Source organism: Candidatus Nitronereus thalassa (assembly GCF_032191465.1).
GTDB classification, from domain to species: domain Bacteria; phylum Nitrospirota; class Nitrospiria; order Nitrospirales; family UBA8639; genus Nitronereus; species Nitronereus thalassa.
The window spans coordinates 857,869-879,879 of sequence record NZ_JAQOUE010000001.1 but is presented as its reverse complement, the minus strand read 5'-3'; the positions used below and the strand labels follow the sequence as shown (position 1 = coordinate 879,879).

At 48.0% G+C, this 22,011-nt stretch carries 6 protein-coding genes; all 6 read left to right on the top strand.

The genetic code is table 11. The features are described from left to right. The first annotated feature begins 86 nt into the window (after positions 1 to 86). Complete coding sequence (locus PPG34_RS04115) at positions 87 to 1,388, top strand: nucleotide sugar dehydrogenase (protein ID WP_313831872.1); 1,302 nt, start codon at positions 87 to 89, stop codon at positions 1,386 to 1,388. Positions 1,389 to 1,723: 335 nt separating this feature from the next. Then, complete coding sequence (locus PPG34_RS04110; protein ID WP_313831871.1) at positions 1,724 to 4,933, top strand: Ig-like domain-containing protein; 3,210 nt, start codon at positions 1,724 to 1,726, stop codon at positions 4,931 to 4,933. 223 nt (positions 4,934 to 5,156) lie between these two features. After that, positions 5,157 to 6,356: a DegT/DnrJ/EryC1/StrS family aminotransferase gene (locus PPG34_RS04105; protein WP_313831870.1), complete on the top strand. Its 1,200-nt coding sequence runs from the start codon at positions 5,157 to 5,159 to the stop codon at positions 6,354 to 6,356. Further along, positions 6,353 to 8,902, top strand: coding sequence for an SDR family NAD(P)-dependent oxidoreductase (locus PPG34_RS04100; protein WP_313831869.1), 2,550 nt, complete (start codon positions 6,353 to 6,355; stop codon positions 8,900 to 8,902). Before PPG34_RS04105 ends, PPG34_RS04100 begins: the two co-directional genes overlap by 4 nt. A gap of 11 nt (positions 8,903 to 8,913) precedes the next feature. Continuing rightward, positions 8,914 to 17,622: a non-ribosomal peptide synthetase gene (locus PPG34_RS04095; RefSeq protein WP_313831868.1), complete on the top strand. Its 8,709-nt coding sequence runs from the start codon at positions 8,914 to 8,916 to the stop codon at positions 17,620 to 17,622. Beyond that, complete coding sequence (locus tag PPG34_RS04090) at positions 17,619 to 21,971, top strand: amino acid adenylation domain-containing protein (protein WP_313831867.1); 4,353 nt, start codon at positions 17,619 to 17,621, stop codon at positions 21,969 to 21,971. Before PPG34_RS04095 ends, PPG34_RS04090 begins: the two co-directional genes overlap by 4 nt. Positions 21,972 to 22,011: the final 40 nt, after the last annotated feature.

The following is a 22,011-nucleotide window of genomic DNA, read 5'->3' as shown; positions in this document are numbered from 1 at the left end:
TTTAGGGAGGCGAACTTTTTCCATATTTTCCACTTTCGAGTATATGTAAAAGTGGCAGTTCTGGCATACACTAAAGAGGTTATTCAATGTTGTTAAAGAAAATTCAAGATCACACATCGGTAGTTGGCGTCATTGGCTTAGGATATGTGGGTTTGCCTTTGGCCGTCCTCCAAGCCAAAAACGGTTATAAAGTCATCGGTATTGATGAATCCGAAGATAAAGTGGACAGGGTGAACCAGGGCCACAATTACATTTTGGATGTCAAGAATGAAGAATTAACTCAGGCGGTCGAATCTGGCCTGTTGGTTGCGACGACTGATTTTGGGCGATTGAAGGAATGTGATGTGGTCCTGATCTGTGTGCCCACACCACTGACACTCAATAAGGAACCTGATATTACCGCCATTGTCAAAGTGACACAGCATATCGCCCACCAATCTCATCCTCATATGTTGGTCGTATTGGAAAGTACGACGTATCCTGGCACGACGGAAGAAGTTATTATTCCTGCACTTACCAAGGGAGGCTTAGAGTTAGGGGAAACCCTGTTCGTCGCATTTTCCCCCGAACGTGTGGATCCAGGGAATAAGGCGTTTAAAACCCATAACACTTTTAAATTGGTTGGAGGGGCTACCCCCGCATGTTTGGAAGTGGCCAGATCTTTTTATGAGCAATCTATAGAAAAAGTCTTTCCAGTGTCGTCCCCTCGTGCGGCGGAAATGACTAAAGTGTTTGAAAATGTGTTCCGGTCAGTCAATATTGCGCTGGTGAACGAGTTGGCTGTGCTGTGTGATCGGATGGGCATCAATGTGTATGAGGTGATTGATGCTGCGGCTACCAAAAATTTTGGGTTTATGGCGTTTTATCCCGGCCCTGGTGTTGGCGGGCATTGTATTCCCCTTGATCCCTATTATCTGGCGTGGAAGTCCAAAGAATATGATTTGCATACACGGTTTATCGAGTTGGCCGGGGAAATCAATGAAAATATGCCCTATTACGTGATGGGGAAACTTCAACGAATTCTGAATGAAAAGAAGAAGTGTCTAAATGGGGCGAAGATTTTAGTGCTCGGGGTGACCTATAAAGCGGATATCGAAGATCCTCGAGAATCTCCGGCAACGAAAGTGATGGAGTTGTTGCAGAAAGAAGGCGCCTGTCTGTCTTATGCAGATCCTTTTACTCCCAGTTTGGTGATAGATGGCAAACAATATAAGGCGGTGGACCTTACAGCTGATGAATTGGCCCAATGTGATTGTGCCCTGATTCTTACCGCGCATTCGGCATTCAACTATGACATGATTGTACAGCAGGCGTCTCTTGTTTTTGATACACGTTATGGTACGAGAAATATTCAGGCGCCATCCAAGAATGTGGTGCTATTGTCGTAGTGCATGGGAGTGAGACATTCGGCTTTCCTCATATTAACAGTTTAGTTGTTCTCCAGTGTTTTGAGAACTTGTATGTGGTTCATAGTAACCGGACATTTCCACAGGTTATTTATCTGAACCCCTCTGTTTGAAAATATCCTACCCCAATAAAAGGCTGGCCCCGGCATCGGAGGAAGGCCGATGTTCGTCAGGTTTGATACCAACGGTGTTCCGCTAAAGCCTACAGTGAAATTTCAGGGGTTTGAAGGATGACCGTTGCTGATGGGGCGTACGTGAATTATGCCATCGAACCATTAAACATTTACCTGTCTTTTCGCTTTTAGAAAAATAAACACATGGGGAAACAAACACGATTGCAAACAAAAATTATTTGGATGGGGTTGGGCTTGTGTGTAGGGGTCATTTGGTTTCTGGTCCTTATGCCGCGTCTCGATCTTCCCACTCGTGCGGATATTCAAGGAAATTGGGCGCAAGCCGGATTTCTAGATACTGCGAGAACCTATCTTGCTACCGCCACTCTTTTGGGAGATGGTGACGTGTTATTGGTCGGAGGCCAAGCCGGGCTAGATGGCTCTGGCCATGGAGTTTCCAATGCCACCACGGCATCGGAACTTTACATGACGTCTTCTGATGAATTTATCCCCGTTGCATCTATGTCAGAATCCAGGGCAGGACATACGGCGACTTTGCTACAAAATGAACGCGTGTTGGTGGCCGGTGGGATCAATAATGAATGGGCATACCAATCTACAGCGGAGCTGTACGAACCTGGAGTCCGGGAGTTTGCCATCACTGGTTCGATGATGACGCCACGCGCTGGGCATGTTGCCGTTCAACTATCCAATGGGAACGTATTGATCGTTGGTGGCCATGACGGGACGAATTTTCTTGCCTCTGCGGAATTATACGATCCTTCAACTGGAGTCTTTACCCAAACTGGATCCATGCATGGGGCGCGTTCGAATTTTAGTGGGGTGTTGTTAACGACTGGAAAGGTGCTGGTGCTTGGGGGATATGGGCCGCCGAATAAGACCATACTGAATTCTGCTGAAGTGTATGATCCTGCGTTAGGAACCTTTACTCCGACAGGGGCACTTCATATTGGACGTGCAGGATTCCTTCAGGCGGTCCGGTTAGAGTCTGGGGAAGTGCTTGTGGCAGGAGGCGTTGGCTCAGGAGGACAAGCTCTTTCCTCAGCAGAATTATATTTTCCAGGAACTGGAAGTTTCGTTCATACGGGCCCCATGATCAATAAGCGGCAACATCATACGCTCACGAGATTGCAGAATGGGGAGGTTCTCGTCGTAGGTGGTTGGACGGGCAGTGAACAGTCTGTGTTGAGTTCGGTAGAGATTTTTCACCCTGAAACTGGGACTTTTTCAGAGGTTGAACCGATGGCAATTGGTCGCGGACATCATACGGCGACCCTTCTGAACAATGGAAAAGTCTTAGTTAGTGGCGGTTCGGGTGAAGCTTCGTTTTCCTCTCTAGCCCTTGGGTCCACTGAATTATTTTTTTGTTCTACATGTCTGGCTCCTCCTAATCCGCCAACCCAGGTAACGGCTGAGGATGAACCTTCGGATGAAGGAGGAACAATACGAATTAGTTGGACGCCTTCTTTACACTCAGGTATCCAAGAATATCGCGTGTACTCCAGTGCTCAATCTGGCGGACCCTATTCCTTGGTGGGTACCCTTCCAACTTCTTCAGTCTCGACTTACCAAGATACGGAATTGGCCAATGGGGTGGTTCAGCACTATATCGTTCGGACGTTCGATGGTAACCAAGAAAGTGAAAATAGTCATGAAGCTAGTGCCCTGGCGTTGGATAATCTCCCTCCCAGTCCTCCAACGGGACTGAGTGTTACGGATCTGCTTCAGGATGATGGCACTGCCTTATCAATTTCCTGGGTTCCATCTCCTAGGGATGATGTTGTGGAACAACGAGTGTACCGCGGGTCAGTTTCTGGTGGCCCCTATTCCCTCGTATCCACGATATCCGGAAGTCACACCACCAACTTTGTCGATGAACCTTTGGTGGCTGATACGATCTACTACTATGCGATCAGTGCGTTTGATGGGACCCAAGAAAGTCCATTGACTCCGGAACTGAGTGGGCAACCTCGTGACAATAGGCCGGTTGCGAAACCCCTTCACCTTGAGGTGGTTGAAGATGGAGCCGTGTCCATTACGCTGATGGGAGAAAATCATAATGCCGTCACTCCGGTTTCCTATACCATTGCTACGGTTCCCGCTTATGGACATCTGAGTGGTCAGCCTCCTCATCTCACCTATACGCCCCTGCCGGACTTTAATGGGGTGGATGGTTTTTCGTATGTAGTGAGTGTCGGAACCCTAGAGAGCCTGCCAGCCAATGTCATGGTTACGGTGTTGCCTGTGAATGACCCGCCCATTGCCATAGATGATGTGTTTACCATTAAGGAAGATGACCCTGAGACATACTTCAATGTGTTGGCGAATGATACGACAGCTCCAGATACTGGGGAAGTATTAACCATTACTGAAGTGACTTCAATCACAAACAATGGATTGTTGACCATCGGACCTGATCATCAGGGCCTTTATTATACCCCACCTCAGAATTTTTTCGGCACCGAAACACTTACCTACACCATAATGGATGGACTCATCACTCGTAAGGCGACCGTTTCTGTAGAAGTGACACCGGTGAATGATCCACCAACTATTACATCGTACGCTCTTTCCTGGCTGCCATCATCGTCTCCGAATGTCGTGGAGCAACGTGTGTATCGAAGTCAACATTCCGGTGGCCCTTATGAATTATTGGCAAAAATTGAAGAACCCTTGGTGTTCAGTTTTCATGATGGGGAAGGATTTGCAGTTGGTACTCCATCATACTATGTCATCCGAGCCTTTGATGGGACTCAGGAAAGTGTGGACAGTAATGAAATTCACGAGGTGTCAGGCCATCGCTTTGTTGCGGTTCAAGAAGAGACACCCATTAGCATGGTGTTGCCAGGCTTTGATCCTGAAGGTGATCCGCTTTCCACTGTCATTCAACAACACCCTCAACATGGAACGATAACTGGCGATTGGCCGAATTTAATGTACACCCCTCATCCTAATTTCGTAGGGATGAATTCATTACAGTTTGCGGTAAGTGATGGTGAGTTGCTCAGTAAAACCGGAACTGTCACGTTCGAAGTCTCAGGAATCAATGATCCACCGACTGCACATTCTCAAGCCCTCCAAGTAAATCCAAATAGCGAAGTTCCCATTATTCTCACAGGAGAAGATGGAGATCCGGAAATCGACCAGGTTCTGAGTTTTGTCTTGGACACCGTTCCAACGGCAGGCATTTTATCTCTGACTGCTGGTGGTCCTGAGATTGTTCAATCCCAATTACCGGTGATTTTAGAGGATCCGCATGTTTTCCATCGATCGTTAGGTGATGGGCTAGAAACAAGTACGTTCGCATTCCACGTGGAAGATAATGGTGGTACGAGTAATGGTGGTATCGATACGAGTGCCCAAGCCAATGTTATCATTTCCATTGTTCCATAGTTTTTTTCTTTCCTGCTTTTCTTTCATTTCTCAATTCGTCTATTGCCTAAGCTTTTTCCGTTTGGACAATTCGAATTTTACGCCAATTCTCGTATTTAACATTTCTCCTCGAGTCTATACCGTTTGTCCAGGTTATTTCTAATTATTCACGGTTATATACCATTATTGGACCTGAATCTGAGGATGTCTCACCGTCCTGCAATTTGTTAGTGGAAATAAAATTATGAGTATTCAAAGTTTGTCGGTTTCCTCTTTGCCACATATTCGGCCTCAATTTCTTTCGTACCACGTTCCTTCAATTGGAGAAGAAGAGATTCGCTCTGTGGTGGAAACGCTACGTTCAGGCTGGTTGACGACCGGCGCCAAAGTAAAGCAATTCGAACAAGATTTCGGTGCAAAAGTTTGTGCCCAACATGCGGTGGCACTCAATTCTTGTACGGCTGCTTTGCACTTAGCTTTGGAGGCCGTTGGGGTAAAGGAAGGGGATGAAGTCATCGTTCCGACGATGACTTTTGCCGCGACAGGGGAAGTGGTGACTTATTTGGGTGCGAAGCCAATTTTAATTGATTGTCGCCCTGATGATCTTACCCTTGATGTCACCCAAATCGAGAAATTAATCACCCCGAGGACGAAAGCCATTATTCCGGTTCATTTTGCTGGCCATCCATGTGAGATGATCCCACTTATGGAACTGGCAAAAGCGTACAATTTACGAGTAATCGAAGATGCGGCTCATGCGCTTCCGGCATGGTACCAAGGCGTGCAGGTCGGGTCGATTGGAGATATTACGTGTTTTTCATTTTATGCGACCAAAACCATTACCACTGGAGAGGGGGGGATGGCGACGACGCAAAATGAAACATGGGCGGACAAAATGCGAATGATGAGTCTGCACGGGATCAGTCGAAATGCCTGGAGTCGGTATAGCGCCAATGGTTCATGGAGTTACGATATTTGCCATGCAGGGCATAAATATAATTTGACAGATCTTGCTGCCAGCCTGGGAATTGAACAGCTCAAAAAATGTGATCAGTTCCAAAAAACTCGAGAACAGTATGCGGGGTTATATAACCAGGGATTCAAGGATCTACCAGAAATTATCAGGCCTTCAGTCGCGGATAATGTGCAGCATGCCTGGCATTTGTATGTCATGCAGTTAGATGTGGAGCGATTGCGAATCGGACGAAATGAATTTATCGAAATACTAAAAAATTACAATATCGGCACGAGTGTTCATTTCATTCCATTGCACCTTCACCCGTATTACCGACAGACCTTTGGATACCAACCTGAAGACTTTCCCAATGCTCGTGCCTGTTTTGAACGGATTATATCCTTGCCTATTTATCCAAAAATGACTGAAGCGGATATTGAGTATGTGATCGAAGTTGTCCGCGAAATTATTAGGACCTATCGACGATGATAAAACGAACGTGTGATGTGCTTGTGGCTGCCTTTGGGCTTGTGATGTTGTCGCCAGTTTTTTTCATCGTGGCCATGCTCATTCGATGGGATTCACCAGGGCCCATAATTTTTAAGCAAACCCGCGTTGGAAAGGGGTTTCGTCGGTTCGAGTTGCTGAAGTTTCGCACCATGAGACAAGACGCCTCTGAACAGGGTGGGCAACTGACCATCGGCCAGGACCATCGAGTGACGAAGATTGGCTGCGTCCTGCGGAAATGGAAGTTGGATGAGCTTCCACAGCTTGTGAACATTCTGAAAGGGGATATGAGTATTGTAGGGCCACGTCCTGAGGTGCCCTGCTATGTCGACATGTTTCAAAAAGAATATGCGGATGTATTGAGGGTTCGTCCTGGATTAACGGATTTAGCGAGCCTGAAATATGTTGATGAGCAAAGGACACTTGGCGCCAGTGCCAATCCAGAACATGAGTATGTCAACAATATTCTTCCTGATAAGCTACGGTTAGCCAAATTGTATGTATGTCAATCTTCATTGTTATATGACCTCCTGTTAATAGGAGAAACATGTCTGAGATTATGTGGTATCAAAAGAGTATTGTTTAGGCTTCCCGAAGAAAATGGGAAGTCAGGTGGGGGAGGCTCACATCTTGGGCGGATAGGGCACCTGGTGTCTGTCTGTCGTCGTCCAATCGTGGTGTCGATTCATATTGCCCTGGTGGTATTGGCAAACTATTTAGCCTTTTGGTTGAGATTTGATGGTGTCATTTTTGAAAGCGAAATTTCCTTATTCCTGAACACCCTTCCGTGGTTGGTTGCCATTCGGTGCCTTACGTTTATTCCCTTCCGGCTTTACCAGGGGCTTTGGAAATACACAGGGTTATGGGATCTCAAAAATATCATTACCGCAGTCGCTATGAGTTCAGGTGTATTTTTTCTCTTGATAAAAACCGGTCTTGCGGGAAGTGGATATCCGGTATCAATTATATTCATCGATGCACTGCTTCTTGTGGTGATGCTCGGCGGCGTTCGTTTAATCCGACGATTGGTTCGGGGCATTGTGATACCTCAAAGTGATAAGCGAGTGCTCATTATTGGGGCGGGAGATGCTGGGGAAATGATTGTCCGGGATATGCATCGGCATGCTGAATCTTTGTACCTTCCGATTGGGTTTGTCGATGATGACGTGAGGAAAGTGGGGCAGCGTATTCACGGAGTTCGGGTCCTCGGAACATGTGCGGATCTCCCGAAAATATTGGAAAATCATCGCCCGGATGAAGTCTTAATGGCGATTCCTCATGCCGATTCATCTATCCGTCGGAGGATTGTGTCGGCTCTACAAACGTGGAATGTGCCAATCAAAACGTTACCAAGTGTGCATGAACTTCTGCAATGTAATGTGGCCGTGACTCAAATTCGGCCATTGGCTATTGAAGATTTGTTAGGCCGTCCGCCAGTGTATATGGAAACTGAAAGGGTCCGTGAGCTTGTGCAAGGAAAACGTGTCCTGGTGACTGGCGCTGGAGGGTCGATCGGGTCTGAATTATGCCGGCAAATTATGAGTTTCAATCCTCAGGAATTGGTGTTGTATGAGCGATATGAAAATAGCCTACACAACATTCAGATGGAATTAAAAAACTTGGTTGGTGCCGCGCCCATGCATCCGGTGATAGGGGATGTGACTGATCGTGAGCGGTTTGATGAAATTATGGCGAGGCATCGCCCTCAGCTGGTATTTCATGCCGCCGCACATAAGCATGTGCCGCTTATGGAACTGAATTCCTGTGAAGCCATTAAGAATAATGTGTTTGGGACTCAGATGGTGGCCATGGCGGCAGATCGATTTGGCGTAGAACGATTTGTGTTGATTTCTACAGATAAGGCGGTAAATCCCACCAGTGTCATGGGTGCGACGAAACGAGTTGCCGAAATGGTCGTACAACATATGGCTCAACGGTCAAAGACCCGTTTCTCTGTGGTTCGATTTGGAAACGTTTTGGGGAGTAATGGTTCTGTCGTTCCGGCCTTCAAGGAACAAATTCTAGCGGGAGGCCCTGTGACCGTGACTCATCCTGAAATGCAACGCTATTTTATGTTAATCCCAGAGGCGGTGCATTTAGTTCTTCAAGCTGCGACGTTAGGAGAACAGGGTGCCCTCTATGTTCTTGATATGGGAGAACAAGTCAAGGTAATTGATTTAGCCAGAAATCTTATCCGGTTATCAGGCTTTATTCCAGAAGTGGAAATTCCGATTACCTTTGTCGGACTTCGGCCAGGGGAAAAACTCTATGAAGAACTGGTTGGCCGAGATGAAAACGTTCAGCCCTCTTCTGTGGAAAAAATAAACCGTGTGAAAAATGGGCAGCATCCAGATTCCAGTCACCTTCTCAAGAAACTGGTGGAATTTGAAAATGCCTCTGTCTTAAAAAATCCTCTCTTTGTGGCTCAATGGTTGCAGAGCATTGTGCCTACCTTCCATCCTGCCGACATCCATCAACGTGAGTCTTCCTCAGCTACCCTCCTTGAACAAGTGGGGACGGCTCGCTAGGGGATCTTCCCATGAAATCGGACAATTTGGTTGAACTGCTGCGCGTCAGGGCAGAGAAGCAGGGGTGTAAGCCTTTGCTGACTTTTCTTGGTGACGGTGAGGAAGAGTCGGCGCACATCTCCTTCGCACAATTGGATTCCCAAGCCAAGACCATTGCCGCGCAGTTGCAGAAGTTAGAGTTGGTTGGAGAGCGAGTCCTCCTTGTGTTTTCGCCGGGGCTGGAATTTATTACCGCTTTTTTCGGTTGTCTCTATGCTGGGGCGGTAGCCGTTCCAGTTCCATTGCTGGGATTCCGCCGAGCCTTTTCTCGACTGGAGGCGATTCTTCATGATGCTGGGGCGAAGTCTATTCTCTCGACGAAACATGTGATTTCGAAATTGAAAGGTCAAGAGAAGGATGCTGGACAAAATTCCTCATTGATCTGGCTGCCCACCGATGCACTGTCGGAAGACTTGCAAGAGCATTGGACCCTGCCAACCATAAAGGAAGACAGTCTGGCCTATCTGCAATACACCTCCGGTTCCACATCTCAACCCAAGGGCGTGATGGTGACTCATGGAAATGTGTTTCATAATCTCGCTTATATTGAGCAGGGATGCGAATACACTCCTCAAAGTATATTAGTCTCTTGGCTTCCCCATTTTCACGATATGGGTTTGGTGAATGGGATTCTTCAGCCAATTTTTCAAGGGTGTCGAGGGATCCTCTTGTCTCCTCAGTCGTTTGTGCAACGTCCTCTACGATGGCTTCACGCCATATCCCACTATCGAGCCACGCATAGTGGTGGCCCCAATTTCGCTTATGACATGTGTGCCAACAGTATTTCAGTTGAAGAACGATTTTCATTAGATTTATCGACATGGGAATTGGCCTATTGCGGAGCTGAACCAGTTCGTCATTCAACCCTGAGTCGGTTTGCCAAAAACTTTGCCTCCCAGGGATTCAAGTGGTCAGCCTTTTGCCCGGCCTATGGGTTAGCGGAATCTACCTTGAAAGTGTCAGCGAAGCCAAAGTCGGAGATTCCTCCCACCATCACGGTTAGCTCTCAGGCACTGGAAATGAATCAGGTTCTGGAGGTGGAATCCAATGATCCTTTGGGCAAAGCTCTTGTGGGGAGTGGGCGAGTTGATTTCGGGATGAAGGTGGAGATCGTGGATCCAGTCACCTTGCACCCGTGTATCTCTGGCACAGTGGGTGAAATTTGGGTGGCTGGTCCCAGTGTCGCGAAAGGATATTGGAATCGGGAACAGGAAACCACCCATACCTATAACGCTTTTCTGGCTGATAGGCTGCAGGGTCCATTCCTGCGTACAGGTGATCTCGGATTCCTTCGTGATGACCAGTTGTTTGTCACCGGGCGATTGAAAGATCTCATCATTATCCGCGGCAGCAATTTTTATCCGCAGGATATAGAACGTACCGTTGAACGGAGTCATGAATCTTTGCGCCAAGGAGCGGGAATTGCGTTCTCCATTGAACAAGATGGCGAAGAAAAACTCGTCATCGTGCAAGAACTCAGGCGTGAGGGGAAAGGACAAGACACGGATAAAATCGTTGAGACTATTCGACGATCCGTGGCTGAGGAACATCATCTTCACACCTTGGCAGTCGTGTTGGTGCGTGCAGGAACGATTCCCAAAACGTCCAGCGGCAAGGTCCAACGTCAGGCTTGTCGTCAGGCCTATCTGGCTGGACAATTGCACGTCATTGTCGAGAATAGAGTGAGTCCCTCCAGTACCACAGAGGAGGCGGTTCATCTCTCGGTGCATGAACTGCTCACCCTTTCGACCAAGGATCGAAGGGCAACAATTCAGGACCACCTTCAATACATCCTTGCCCGCCTTCTTCACCAGAGTACTCACAATGTGCCTGTCCATGAAAAACTGGTGACGCTTGGATTGGATTCCTTGATGCTATTTTCCCTCAGACAGCATATTGAAAAAGGTTTCGGAGTGATGGTGCCGTTTTCTCTGTTGATGGATGAAGTTTCCCTCAATGAGTTAGCTCACGAGATTGAATGCCAAATAAATTATTCTGCTGCTGATGGCCTTACCGTTCCATCTCATCAGCGCATGGTTCAGAGAGATGTGTCCTTTGAAGGGACTGTCAGCCCGGGTCAAGATTCCCCACCCATGATCCCTGACGAGTCGCTTTCCTATGGTCAACAAGGACTTTGGATCCTTCAGCGAGAACAACCAGAAATCGATGTCTATCAAATTCGTTTTACCGCCCGGGTATCTGGTGCGTTCGACGTACCGGCTTTTCAGAAGGCCGTACAGACCCTCATTGCTCGACATTCCGTGTTGCGAACTACCTTTCTGGAAACAGGAGGACTTCTTCGGCAAACGGTGGGACCGTATCACGATGAAATGTTTAATCTCATTGATGCCTCTGAAGATTCTCCTGAAGTGTTTCAGGCGAGGCTTGAAGAGGAGGCGTATCGACCCTTTGATTTAGAGCACGGGCCTGTGTTTCGAGTGCACGTGTTTTGTCGTGGGGATCAGGAAGCCATTCTTTTCATCGCGGTCCATCATTTGGTGATGGATATGTGGTCCATGTCGATATTGGTCGACGAACTTCGCCAACTGTATGTCGCTGAAAAACATGGGTGCGAATCCTCCCTTGAGCCTGTGGGGTCGAACTATTCCAACTTTGTCCGGTGGCAAGCTGATCGTCTAACTGGCCCAGATGGTGAACGGTTGTGGGAGTATTGGCGTGAGCAACTCCATGGAGCCATTCCCGTCCTGCCGCTACCTTTGGATTACCCGCGAGCGTCAGACCATAATGTCGAAGGAGCTACCCATTCCTTTAGGCTTTCTGCATCGCTCACTCAAAAATTACACACCTTAGCAAGGCAACAGGGAACTACGTTGTATGTCGTGTTGTTGTCTGCTTTGCAGGTATTACTGTCTCGGTTATCAGGGCAAGATGATATTCTGGTTGGATCGCCGGTGGCGGGACGGACTAAATCGGAGTTTGAGCCAGTCATTGGCTATTTTGTAAATATTCTGCCTTTCCGAGCTCGTCTGGACGATAATCCTTCCTTTGCTTCCCTAATTGCCCGGAATCATCAGACGGTGATCCGAGGATTGGATCACCAAGATTTTCCATTTCCCTTATTGGTCGAGAGGATGGCACTGAAGCGGGACCCAAATGTGCCGCCCTTATGTCAGGTCATGCTGGTTCATGAACGGCCCCAGCGCATGACGCAAGAAGGTTTTTCCAGTTTTATCCTTGGAGAATCCGATGCCCGGATAAAATTCGGCAATACCGAATTGACTCCTTATCCCTTGAAACGGCGTTCCTCTGAAATGGATGTCTCGCTGATCATTACAGAGGTGAATGGCGAGATCCAAGCTGCAATTCAATATCGTGCGGCCCTGTTTACTCCTGCACGAATCGAACGGATGGCCAGACAATGGGAAACATTATGTGAGGCCATGGTTGCCTCCCCTACGGCACGACTGTCGGAAATTTCCTTGCTCTCTACCACAGAGCAACAACGAATGATTGTTGATTGGAATCAGACCCAAACCGAGTATCCCAAATTCTCAAGTATCCAGGAAATCTTTGAAGATCGAGTTCGAGAACAGCCTGATCGTGCGGCCGTGATTTTCGAGGGCGATACTCTTACATATGGTGAGCTGAATGATCGGGCCAACCAAGTTGGCTATAGTCTCCAAGAACGGGGAGTCAAGCCTGGACAGTTGGTGGGTATCTGCTTCGAACGGTCGTTGGAAATGATCATTGGAATGCTCGGCATTCTCAAAGCGGGCGGTGCCTATGTTCCACTCGACCCGGAATATCCCGAAGAACGATTGCGTTTTATGATTGAAGACGCCTGCCTGGAGGTTCTTCTTACACAAGAACAGTTTCGATCCCGATTGACTCATGACGCCCTTGACCTTATATGCCTGGACTTGGAATGGAAACATTTTGAAAGGTTCCCAATTGCCAATTTACCTTGCACTGTTTCTTCAGAGGGCTTGGCCTATGTCATGTATACCTCAGGATCCACCGGAAGTCCCAAAGGAGTGTGTATTCCTCATCGAGGGGTGGTGAGTTTGGTCAAAGGTACGGATTTTGTGCAGTTCGATCCGGACCAGGTTTTTCTCCAATTAGCTCCGGTGGCGTTTGATCCCTCAACCTTTGAAATTTGGGGGGCGTTGCTAAACGGCGCTCGATTGGTGTTGTTTCCTCCACATCCCCCCACCTTTGATGAATTAGGTCGTATCATTCTTGCGCATGAGATTACGACCATGCGCTTGCCAACGGATATGTTCCATCGAATAGTTGAGACTCGAGTGCAAGTTCTCACTCCGCTTCATCAATTGATTGTGGGTGGTGATGTGTTGTCGGCCTCTCATGTGCGAAAGGCGCTCAAGGCTTTACCCCGTTGTCGATTGGTGAATGGATATGGACCAACGGAAAATACTACCTATACCTGTTGTTATGGGATGCAGGGGAACGGGCTTGAGGAAAATTCTGTTCCCATTGGACGTCCTATTGCAAATACCCAAGTCTATATTTTGGATGCGCATCTCCAACCCGTGCCGGTGGGTGTAGTAGGTGAACTATATATTGGAGGAGATGGACTTGCCTTGGGATATCTCCAACGCCCTGATCTTACCGCCGAACGATTTATTTCGCATCCGTTGACGGGGCACAGTGAGTCGCCGAACGATTCGCTAGGGGCTCGTTTATACAAAACAGGAGATATGGCCTGTTACCGGGAAGACGGGGTGATGGAATTTCGGGGACGAGTCGATCTGCAAGTGAAGGTGCGTGGGCATCGTGTGGAGTTGCAGGAAGTGGAAGCAAGTATTCGGCAGCATCCGAATATTCAAGAAGCCATCGTGGCGTACAAGGAAATTCCACGTCATACGTTGGCCGAAAACGATAATTCTGCCCATCTCAATGAACAAGGGTTCGTGGCTTATGTCGTGCTTGTGGAAGGGGAGTCAACTCTTTCGAATACGACCCTGCAAAATTTTCTTAAGTCGAAGTTGCCGAGCCATATGATTCCGGTGTGGACGATGGTGCTCGAACAACTTCCGCGTTTGCCGAACAAGAAAGTGGATCGCCAAGCGCTTCCTCTTCCCGATAGGGCAGCATCCCAGTCTTCTGGATTGTCCCGGCGCCCTCGTGATCCCATCGAAGAATCGATTTCGGAAATCTGGCGTGATGTGCTAGGCCTTGCTGAAATCCGGCTTGAGGATAATTTCTTTAATCTCGGAGGACATTCCCTTTTGGCGATTCAGGTCCTTTCGAGGGTGAAAAGTGTGTTTCATGTGGAACTCCCCGTTCGGAGTCTATTTGAGAATCCCACGCTGGAGGGGTTTTCGGCCCGTGTGATTGAGACCCAACAACAGTCCCACAAAGCCCTTAAGCATCCGTCGGAAACTGTATCGCAGGAGGGGGAAAAGGCCTTATCTTTCTCTCAAGAGCGGATATGGTTTCTTAGTCAACTCGACCAGGATGGTCGTGCCTATGCCTTGCCCCTTGCGGTTCGATTAACAGGGCCTCTTCAGCTACAAATTTTTAAAGCCAGCATTCATGAGATTTTCCGTCGGCATGAAGTATTACGCACCACAATTCAAACCAAAAACGGCTTGCCGATTCTGTTGATCCACCCCTTCGAGGCAACCCCTCTGACATTGGTGGACCTTCCGGATATTCCTGCCCACGAGAAGGAATCGGAACTTCAACGTCGGGTGAAACAAGAGATTCAACAGCCGTTTGATGTGGGCCGCGGGCCTTTAGCTCGAATCACCTTGTTTCGTTTTCATGACAACGATCATGTGTTGTTCGTGAACATGCATCATCTTATCACCGACACCTGGTCATTGAGCCTCTTTTTTCAAGAATTAGGAGCCCTATATCCGGCTTTTTGCGCTGGGTTACCATCCCCACTTCCGAAGTTGGCGTTTCAATATACGGATTATGCGCATTGGCAACGGGAGTGGTTGCGAGGGGGGGAACTCGAAACACAATTAGCCTATTGGACCGATCGTTTAGCCAATGCCTCATCGGTGCTCAGGTTGCCCACTGATTACCCACGGCCTGTTCGACAAACCTTTCGCGGGGCACGAGAAACTCAGGCATTGCCATCTCAGCTGGTCGAACAAATCATGACAATATGTCGCCAGGAAGGTGTGACATTCTTCATGGTGTTGTTGGCGGCATTCAAAGTTCTCTTATTTCGGTATACAGGACAGGATGATGTGCTGGTAGGGATTCCTGTGGCCAATCGGCGTTGGCTTGATGCTGAAAAGCTGATTGGTCCCTTTGTCAATACGTTAGTGTTGCGTACGGACCTTTCGGGGGACCCCTCGTTTCGTAACTTATTGGCAAGGGTGAAGGAGCGTACGCTTGAGGCTTATGCACATCAGGACTTACCCGTGGAACGATTGGTTGAAGCGCTGCAACCGCAACGAGACTTAAGTCGTACGCCGCTTTTCCAAGTCATGTTTTCGATGCCAAATGTTCCCATGCCAACATTGCAGCTTAAAGATGTGAGCGTTGAAGTGTTGCCATTGGATCGGGGAGGCGCGCAGTTTGATTTGACCATGTATGTTCCGGACATTCCGGGACAAGGTCATGAGGTGATCTTGGAGTACAATGCCGATCTTTTTGAAGTTGATACCATCAAGCGGATGCAGGGACATTATCAAACCCTTCTTCAGCATATGATCGAGGATTTCGATTGTTCCATTGGTGAGGCGGCTATGCTGACCGAAGCAGAACGCCAGCAATTACTCGTGGATTGGAATGATACGGTTGCGGACCATTCAAGCGAATGTCTTCTCCAGCAAATGTTTGAATCTCAGGCAAAACGGACTTCCGATAGGGTCGCTATAGTCTGTGGGGAGGTGTCGTTGACGTATAGTGAACTCAATCAGCAAGCCAATAAGGTCGCACATCATCTTCGAAAATTGGGTATTGTTTCTGAGTCCTTGGTCGGAATATTTTTAGATCGGTCAGTGGACATGCTCATCGCCCTTCTTGGGGTGCTCAAGGCTGGAGGTGCGTATGTGCCCTTGGATCCTGCCTATCCTGAAGATCGCGTATTGGCTATGTTGAAGGATTCTCAGGTACCCCTCGTTCTGACCCAGGACTCTCTCCTTTCTCGCCTTCCTACTTTTTCCTCCATATCGAATGGTTCTGCTCGATCCTATGCCGGACCTGTGGTGGTAACCATGTCGAATGGAAAATGGACTCAGGAGTCCAGCGACAATCCTGATGTCGCCATCAGTTCTGGGACTCCGGCCTATGTGATGTATACCTCGGGGTCAACCGGTCAACCGAAGGGTGTCCTCATTTCCCATCGAGCGCTGGCCAATTTCATGCATGCTATGCAGCATGAGCCCGGTTTGGGAATACATGATCGGTTGCTGGCGGTGACGAATCTCTCTTTTGATATTTCTATTCTTGAGTTGTTTCTTCCACTGGTGGTTGGGGCTCAAGTTGTCCTGGCAAGTCGGGAGACGTCCGCCGATGGGAATAAGTTGAACCGGCTCCTCGAGGAATCTCGGGCCACGGTCATGCAAGCAACTCCCACGACCTGGCAGTTGTTGGTTCAGGCTGGGTGGATGCCGACAAAAGGATTTCGTGCATTTTGTGGAGGTGAGGCATTATCGAGGGCTCTAGCCAATCAATTATTAGCCAAAGGGGTGGAACTTTGGAATCTCTATGGGCCGACGGAAACGACCATTTGGTCGGCTACCCATCGTGTCGTCCCTGGAGATGAGGTTGTTCCGATCGGGCATCCGATTGCCAATACTCAGCTGTATATCCTAGATGCAAATCTCCATCCAGTACCAATTGGAATATCTGGGGAATTGTATATTGGGGGCGCAGGTTTGGCGCTTGGTTATTTGAACCAACCGGATCTGACGTCAAAAAATTTCGTGCCAAATCCTTTTAGGAAAGAATCGAAGACCAAACTCTATAAAACCGGAGATCTGACGAAGTATCGTTCAGATGGCACAATCGAGTTTTTAGGTCGGTTGGATTCCCAAACCAAAATACGAGGATTTCGGGTTGAGTTGGAGGAGATTGAAGCGGTCTTGAATTCACACCCTTTGGTTCAGGTGTCAGTCGTGGTTGTGCGTGAGCAAGAATCCGACAACCATGTTCGTTCATATGAGTCCGTTGATCAGGATATGCAACTTGTCGCCTATCTGTTGATGCAGGATTTGCTCAAGCCACATGAAGTTGCGAATGGTGTTCAACATGAATCACTAGTGGAACCATCTCGTATGGCTGAGTTGCGAGATTTTGTGAAGAAGAGTCTCCCTGATTTCATGGTGCCCTCGCGCTTTGTGGTGCTTGATAAATTCCCCCTTACCCCAAATGGGAAAATTGACCGTCACAATCTTCCCCATCCCGAGGAACCCTCCTATCTTCCAACAACGTATGTCCCAGCCCAGAACTCACTTCAGGGAAAATTGGTTCAGCTCTGGATGAAAATGTTGGGCGTCTCTTGTGTTGGTGTGAATGATAACTTTTTTGAATTGGGTGGCCATTCATTGTTAGCCAATCATATGCTCGCGCGAGTGTTTACTGATCAGGGGATTGAAGTGTCCGTCTCTACATTTTTTGAACGGCCCACGATTGAGCATTTAGCCAAATACATCGAGACGATGCGTTGGTTGGCGGAAACCCAATCGTTAAATCCTTATGTGACCTCTAGTGACCGGGAAGACAATGTCCTATGACCACCGTTGACTTGCTAGATCTCCTTCGTCAAAAGGATGTGAAAATCTGGGCCGAAGGGAGCCATGTCCGGGTGAATGCACCCAAAGGCATACTAACTCCTGAGCTTGAGTTGCGGATTCGTGAGTCCAAAGAAGAACTCGTGAAACTCTTGCGGGTAACATCACAGTCAGGTGGCCACGCGGAACCTTCGATTGGCAGGGTGGTAAGACAAGATCCGCTTCCACTTACCTTTGCCCAAGAACGTCTCTGGTTTTTTGACCAATTACAACCAGGGAATCCTGCCTACAACATTTCCTCGGCCTTCTCTCTTTCAGGGGATCTGCAAATTCGGTTGCTCGAGCAATCCCTTCGAGAACTCGTTCAACGACATGAAGTCCTTCGGACGACGTTTCCTCTAGTTGCTGGGAGTCCTATCCAAAAGGTTTCCTCCGACCTAGATGCTGTCGTGCATCTTGAGGATCTGAGGCATCTTCCTAAACAAGAGCAGGAAGAGGCCACCCGACAATTACTTGAGCGAGAGGCTCAAACGTCTTTCCGACTTGGTGAGGGGCCGCTATGGAAATTTACCCTCATTCGGGAAGGGGAACATCGGTGGGTGTTGATTTTTGTTATCCATCATATTGTGGCTGACGCCTGGTCGCTGGATATCTTTTTTCGCGAGTTTGTAGGGTTGTATAACGCGAATCTTGGGAGACATCCTTTAGCACTTTCGCCATTGCCTTTTCAGTATGGAGACTTTGCTCTTTGGCAAAGACAAGCTATTCATCAGAAACGGTTGGAGCCACAGTTGGAGTATTGGAGAAACCAACTTTCCGGATGTCCCATGTTTTTGGATCTCCCAACCGATCGTACCCGGCCATCCATTCAAAATTTTGAGGGTGGAAAAGTTTCTTTCAACCTTTCTCAAAAAAATGCTGTGGACCTGGCTGAATTGGGAAGTCGAGAAGGAGCGACTATATTTATGGTCTTGTTAGCAGCTTTTCAAACGCTGCTTTTTCGGTATTCAGAACAAGAAGAATTTTTAGTCGGGGTGCCAATAGCTGGGAGAACGATCCAAGAAGTGGCTGGTGTAATGGGCTTATTTGTCAATACCTTAGCCCTTCGAGTGAATTTTTCAGGTTTGCCTTCATACGACGATATATTAACGCAAACGCGGAGAGTGGTGGTAGAAGCCTTTGGCAATCAAGATATTCCTTTTGAACAGGTGGTCACGGCTCTCCAACCCGAACGAACTTTAAGCCATAGTCCCTTATTTCAAGTGATGTTCGCCTATCATAATTTTTCTTTAGGCCAAGGTCCTGTCGTCGAGGGAATCTCTGGCCTGACGGTTGCCCCCATTAATCTTGCACAGCAGACTGCGAAATTCGATCTCACCATGTTTGTTGAAGAAACGGTCAATGGTCTCAATGGTGCCATCGAGTATCGTAAGGATTTATTCGAAGAGGAAACGATCCAGCGTATGGCTAGGCATTTTGAGGTGTTGTTGAAGGGGATTGTTGAAAGCCCCCAAAAGCCCGTCATGTCCTTGCCGCTCTTGTCTCAGGAAGAGCGGCACCAAGTTCTTGTGGAGTGGAATAACACACAGCATGAATACCCAAATTGCTGTCTTCAAGAATTGATTGAAGCGCAAGTGATACAGACACCAAATGACACAGCTGTCATTTTTGAGGATTTCCAAATGACCTATGATGAGCTAAACCAACGAGCAAATCGGGTCGCCCATTATCTCCGGAAGGCTGGTGTGGGACCCGATGCACTCGTCGGTATTTTTCTGAATCGGTCGATTGATATGATGGTTGTACTTCTGGGCGTGTTGAAGGCTGGTGGGGCCTATGTGCCAATAGATCTTTCATCTCCTACCGAGCGGATCAGAAAGATTATCACTGAAAGCGAAATGCTTGTGCTTTTCACAGAGAATTCGTTATCTGGAAAAATTCCTTCTCCTAATTCCTATCCAAGTCAAGATGGCTCTCAGGAGGCGCACTCAGAATTCATCGCCGTCGAATACGAAAAAACAGAAAAAGGGGCTTGGCCACGGGTTGTCTGTCTAGACGGGATGGATCATGAATTGGAACAGGAACCAAACACAAACCCCTCTTCCCTAGCCACTCCAGATAATCTTGCCTATGTCATCTATACTTCCGGAACCACCGGGAACCCCAAGGGGGTAATGATTCCTCATCGAGGGTTGGTAAATTATCTGTTCTGGTGTTCCCGAGCCTATCACCTCAAGGGTGGCATAGGTTCTTTAGTGCACTCTTCTATTGGTTTTGACATGGCTGTTACAAGTCTTTTTGCGCCACTGTTAGTTGGGAATTCAGTGACGTTTCTTCCAGAATCTACAGAAGTGGATACGCTGCCCCAGGTTCTTACCAGTCAACGGGGATGGAGTTTTTTGAAAGTGACTCCGGGCCATATGGATATGTTGGCCTATCGAATGCCTGGGCGGGATGGGTGCGTTAAGCGATTCATTGTCGGTGGGGAAGCTCTACGGGGGCGTACCATCAATGTCTGGAGAATTCAGGATCCCGAAGTGATTGTGGTAAACGAATATGGTCCCACGGAAGCATCCGTGGGATGTTGCGTGTATGAAGTGCCTATAAAGGAAATGCAATCAGACTTGCTGCCCATTGGCCGCCCTATTTCCAATGTGCAACTGTATATTTTAAACCGTTGTCAAGAACCGGTTCCTATTGGGGTGCCAGGGGAATTGTATATTGGAGGGCATGGATTGGCACGGGGGTATTTCAACCAACCAGACCTGACCGATCAGATGTTTGTTCCAAATCCCTTCAAGGAAGATGCAACGGCGAGGCTCTATAAGACAGGTGATCGGTGCCGATACCGTGCGGATGGGAACATTGAATTTTTAGGCCGGGTAGATCGCCAAGTAAAACTGCGAGGTTTTCGAATTGAGTTGGCTGAAGTGGAAGGTGTGCTTTCAACTCATCCAGCCGTTCAGGAATCCGTGGTTGTATTGAATGAGCAGTTAGAGCACCCGGCGATAATCGCCTATATGGTCCTTTCCCCCTCGGCGGAGCAAAAGCGAAATAAGATTGCTCAAGAGTCGGGGGGCATTCCCTCGACTTTAGTGACTGACTTGCAAGCCTTTCTCCAGCAGTGGTTGCCGATGTACATGATTCCTTCAAATTTTTTATCAATTGCCCGCGTCCCACTTTCGTTAAATGGGAAAACCGACTACCGGGCATTGCCCAAGCTGAATGCTGAATCCTATGGAACACACCACTCAATTGTAGCGCCAAGTGATTCATTAGAGGCCCAATTAGTCTGTCTTTGGGAGGGGGCCTTGGGGGTGAAGCCTATCAGTGTCCACGATAATTTTTTTGAACTCGGGGGGCATAGTCTTTTAGCCGTGAGACTCTGGGCACGAATGGAAAGTTTATTAGGGCAATCCCTGCCTCTTTCTCTTCTGTATCGGTCTCCAACTATTGCTCAACTCGCCCTGGCTATACGTGAGCAAGGAAAAGCCCCCCATTGGGAATTTGTGGTAGAAGTGCAACCAGGCGGAGGCCAGACTCCCATGTTTGTTGTGCCCGGAGCAGGGGATACTGGGTTGTATTTACGATATCTTGGTAAATACCTTGGGAGTAATCAGCCATTGTATGGTTTTCAGGCGCAAGGGCTTGATGGAAAGAAAGATTTTCATTCGTCAGTGGAAGAGATGGCGAAGGCCTACCTTCATGAAATGCGTCGGATCCAACCAGAGGGTCCATATCTTTTGGGGGGATATTCGTTTGGAGGGGTTGTTGCCTATGAAATGGCCCAGCAACTCCAAGAAATAGGGCAGACGGTAGCGGTGCTCATGTTGTTTGATACTCCTGGGCCGAACTATCGACGACGTGCCACTTCTGAACGAATAAAGGAACCTTTTAAAAAATGGTTTGGTCGCCATTTAGAAAATGTGGGGAGGTTGAGTAGTTCCAGTAAGGGGCACTATGTTTGGAGTCGTATCAAAGAAATGATGAGGAGTTGGTGGAGTCGCACAGTGCCAAGGGCCCGACGTTGGATGTGCTATACATGGCGGGTATTAAGACTTCCTATTCCTTTGTCCATGAGAAGTCACTATATGCTTTACGTGACAAGTGAAGAAGCGAAAGCGGGTTATAAAGTTCGTCCCTATGCTGGGCCACTGACAATTTTTCAGTGCGATGAAACATTTTCGAGTCAAGAAGGGTTGGGGTGGAGCGAAGTGGCTTGGGGGGGACTTGAAGTGAAGACTGTTCTGGGAAAGCATGAGCATCTTCTACAAGAACCCAATGTGCAAGTTCTTGCGGAATTTTTGAGGAATACAATAGAAACGGTTCCGCGGAGTCTTCGAAAAGAATAGCTGTATAGGTATTTCTATAACTTATCTTTTTCTAAATAAA

Excerpts from the sequence above, each read along its gene's own strand:
- PPG34_RS04110 (WP_313831871.1), top strand. The coding sequence starts at position 1,724 with ATGGGGAAACAAACACGATTGCAAACAAAAATTATTTGGATGGGGTTG.
- PPG34_RS04105 (WP_313831870.1), top strand. The coding sequence starts at position 5,157 with ATGAGTATTCAAAGTTTGTCGGTTTCCTCTTTGCCACATATTCGGCCT.
- PPG34_RS04115 (WP_313831872.1), top strand. The coding sequence starts at position 87 with ATGTTGTTAAAGAAAATTCAAGATCACACATCGGTAGTTGGCGTCATT.
- PPG34_RS04090 (WP_313831867.1), top strand. The coding sequence starts at position 17,619 with ATGACCACCGTTGACTTGCTAGATCTCCTTCGTCAAAAGGATGTGAAA.
- PPG34_RS04100 (WP_313831869.1), top strand. The coding sequence starts at position 6,353 with ATGATAAAACGAACGTGTGATGTGCTTGTGGCTGCCTTTGGGCTTGTG.
- PPG34_RS04095 (WP_313831868.1), top strand. The coding sequence starts at position 8,914 with ATGAAATCGGACAATTTGGTTGAACTGCTGCGCGTCAGGGCAGAGAAG.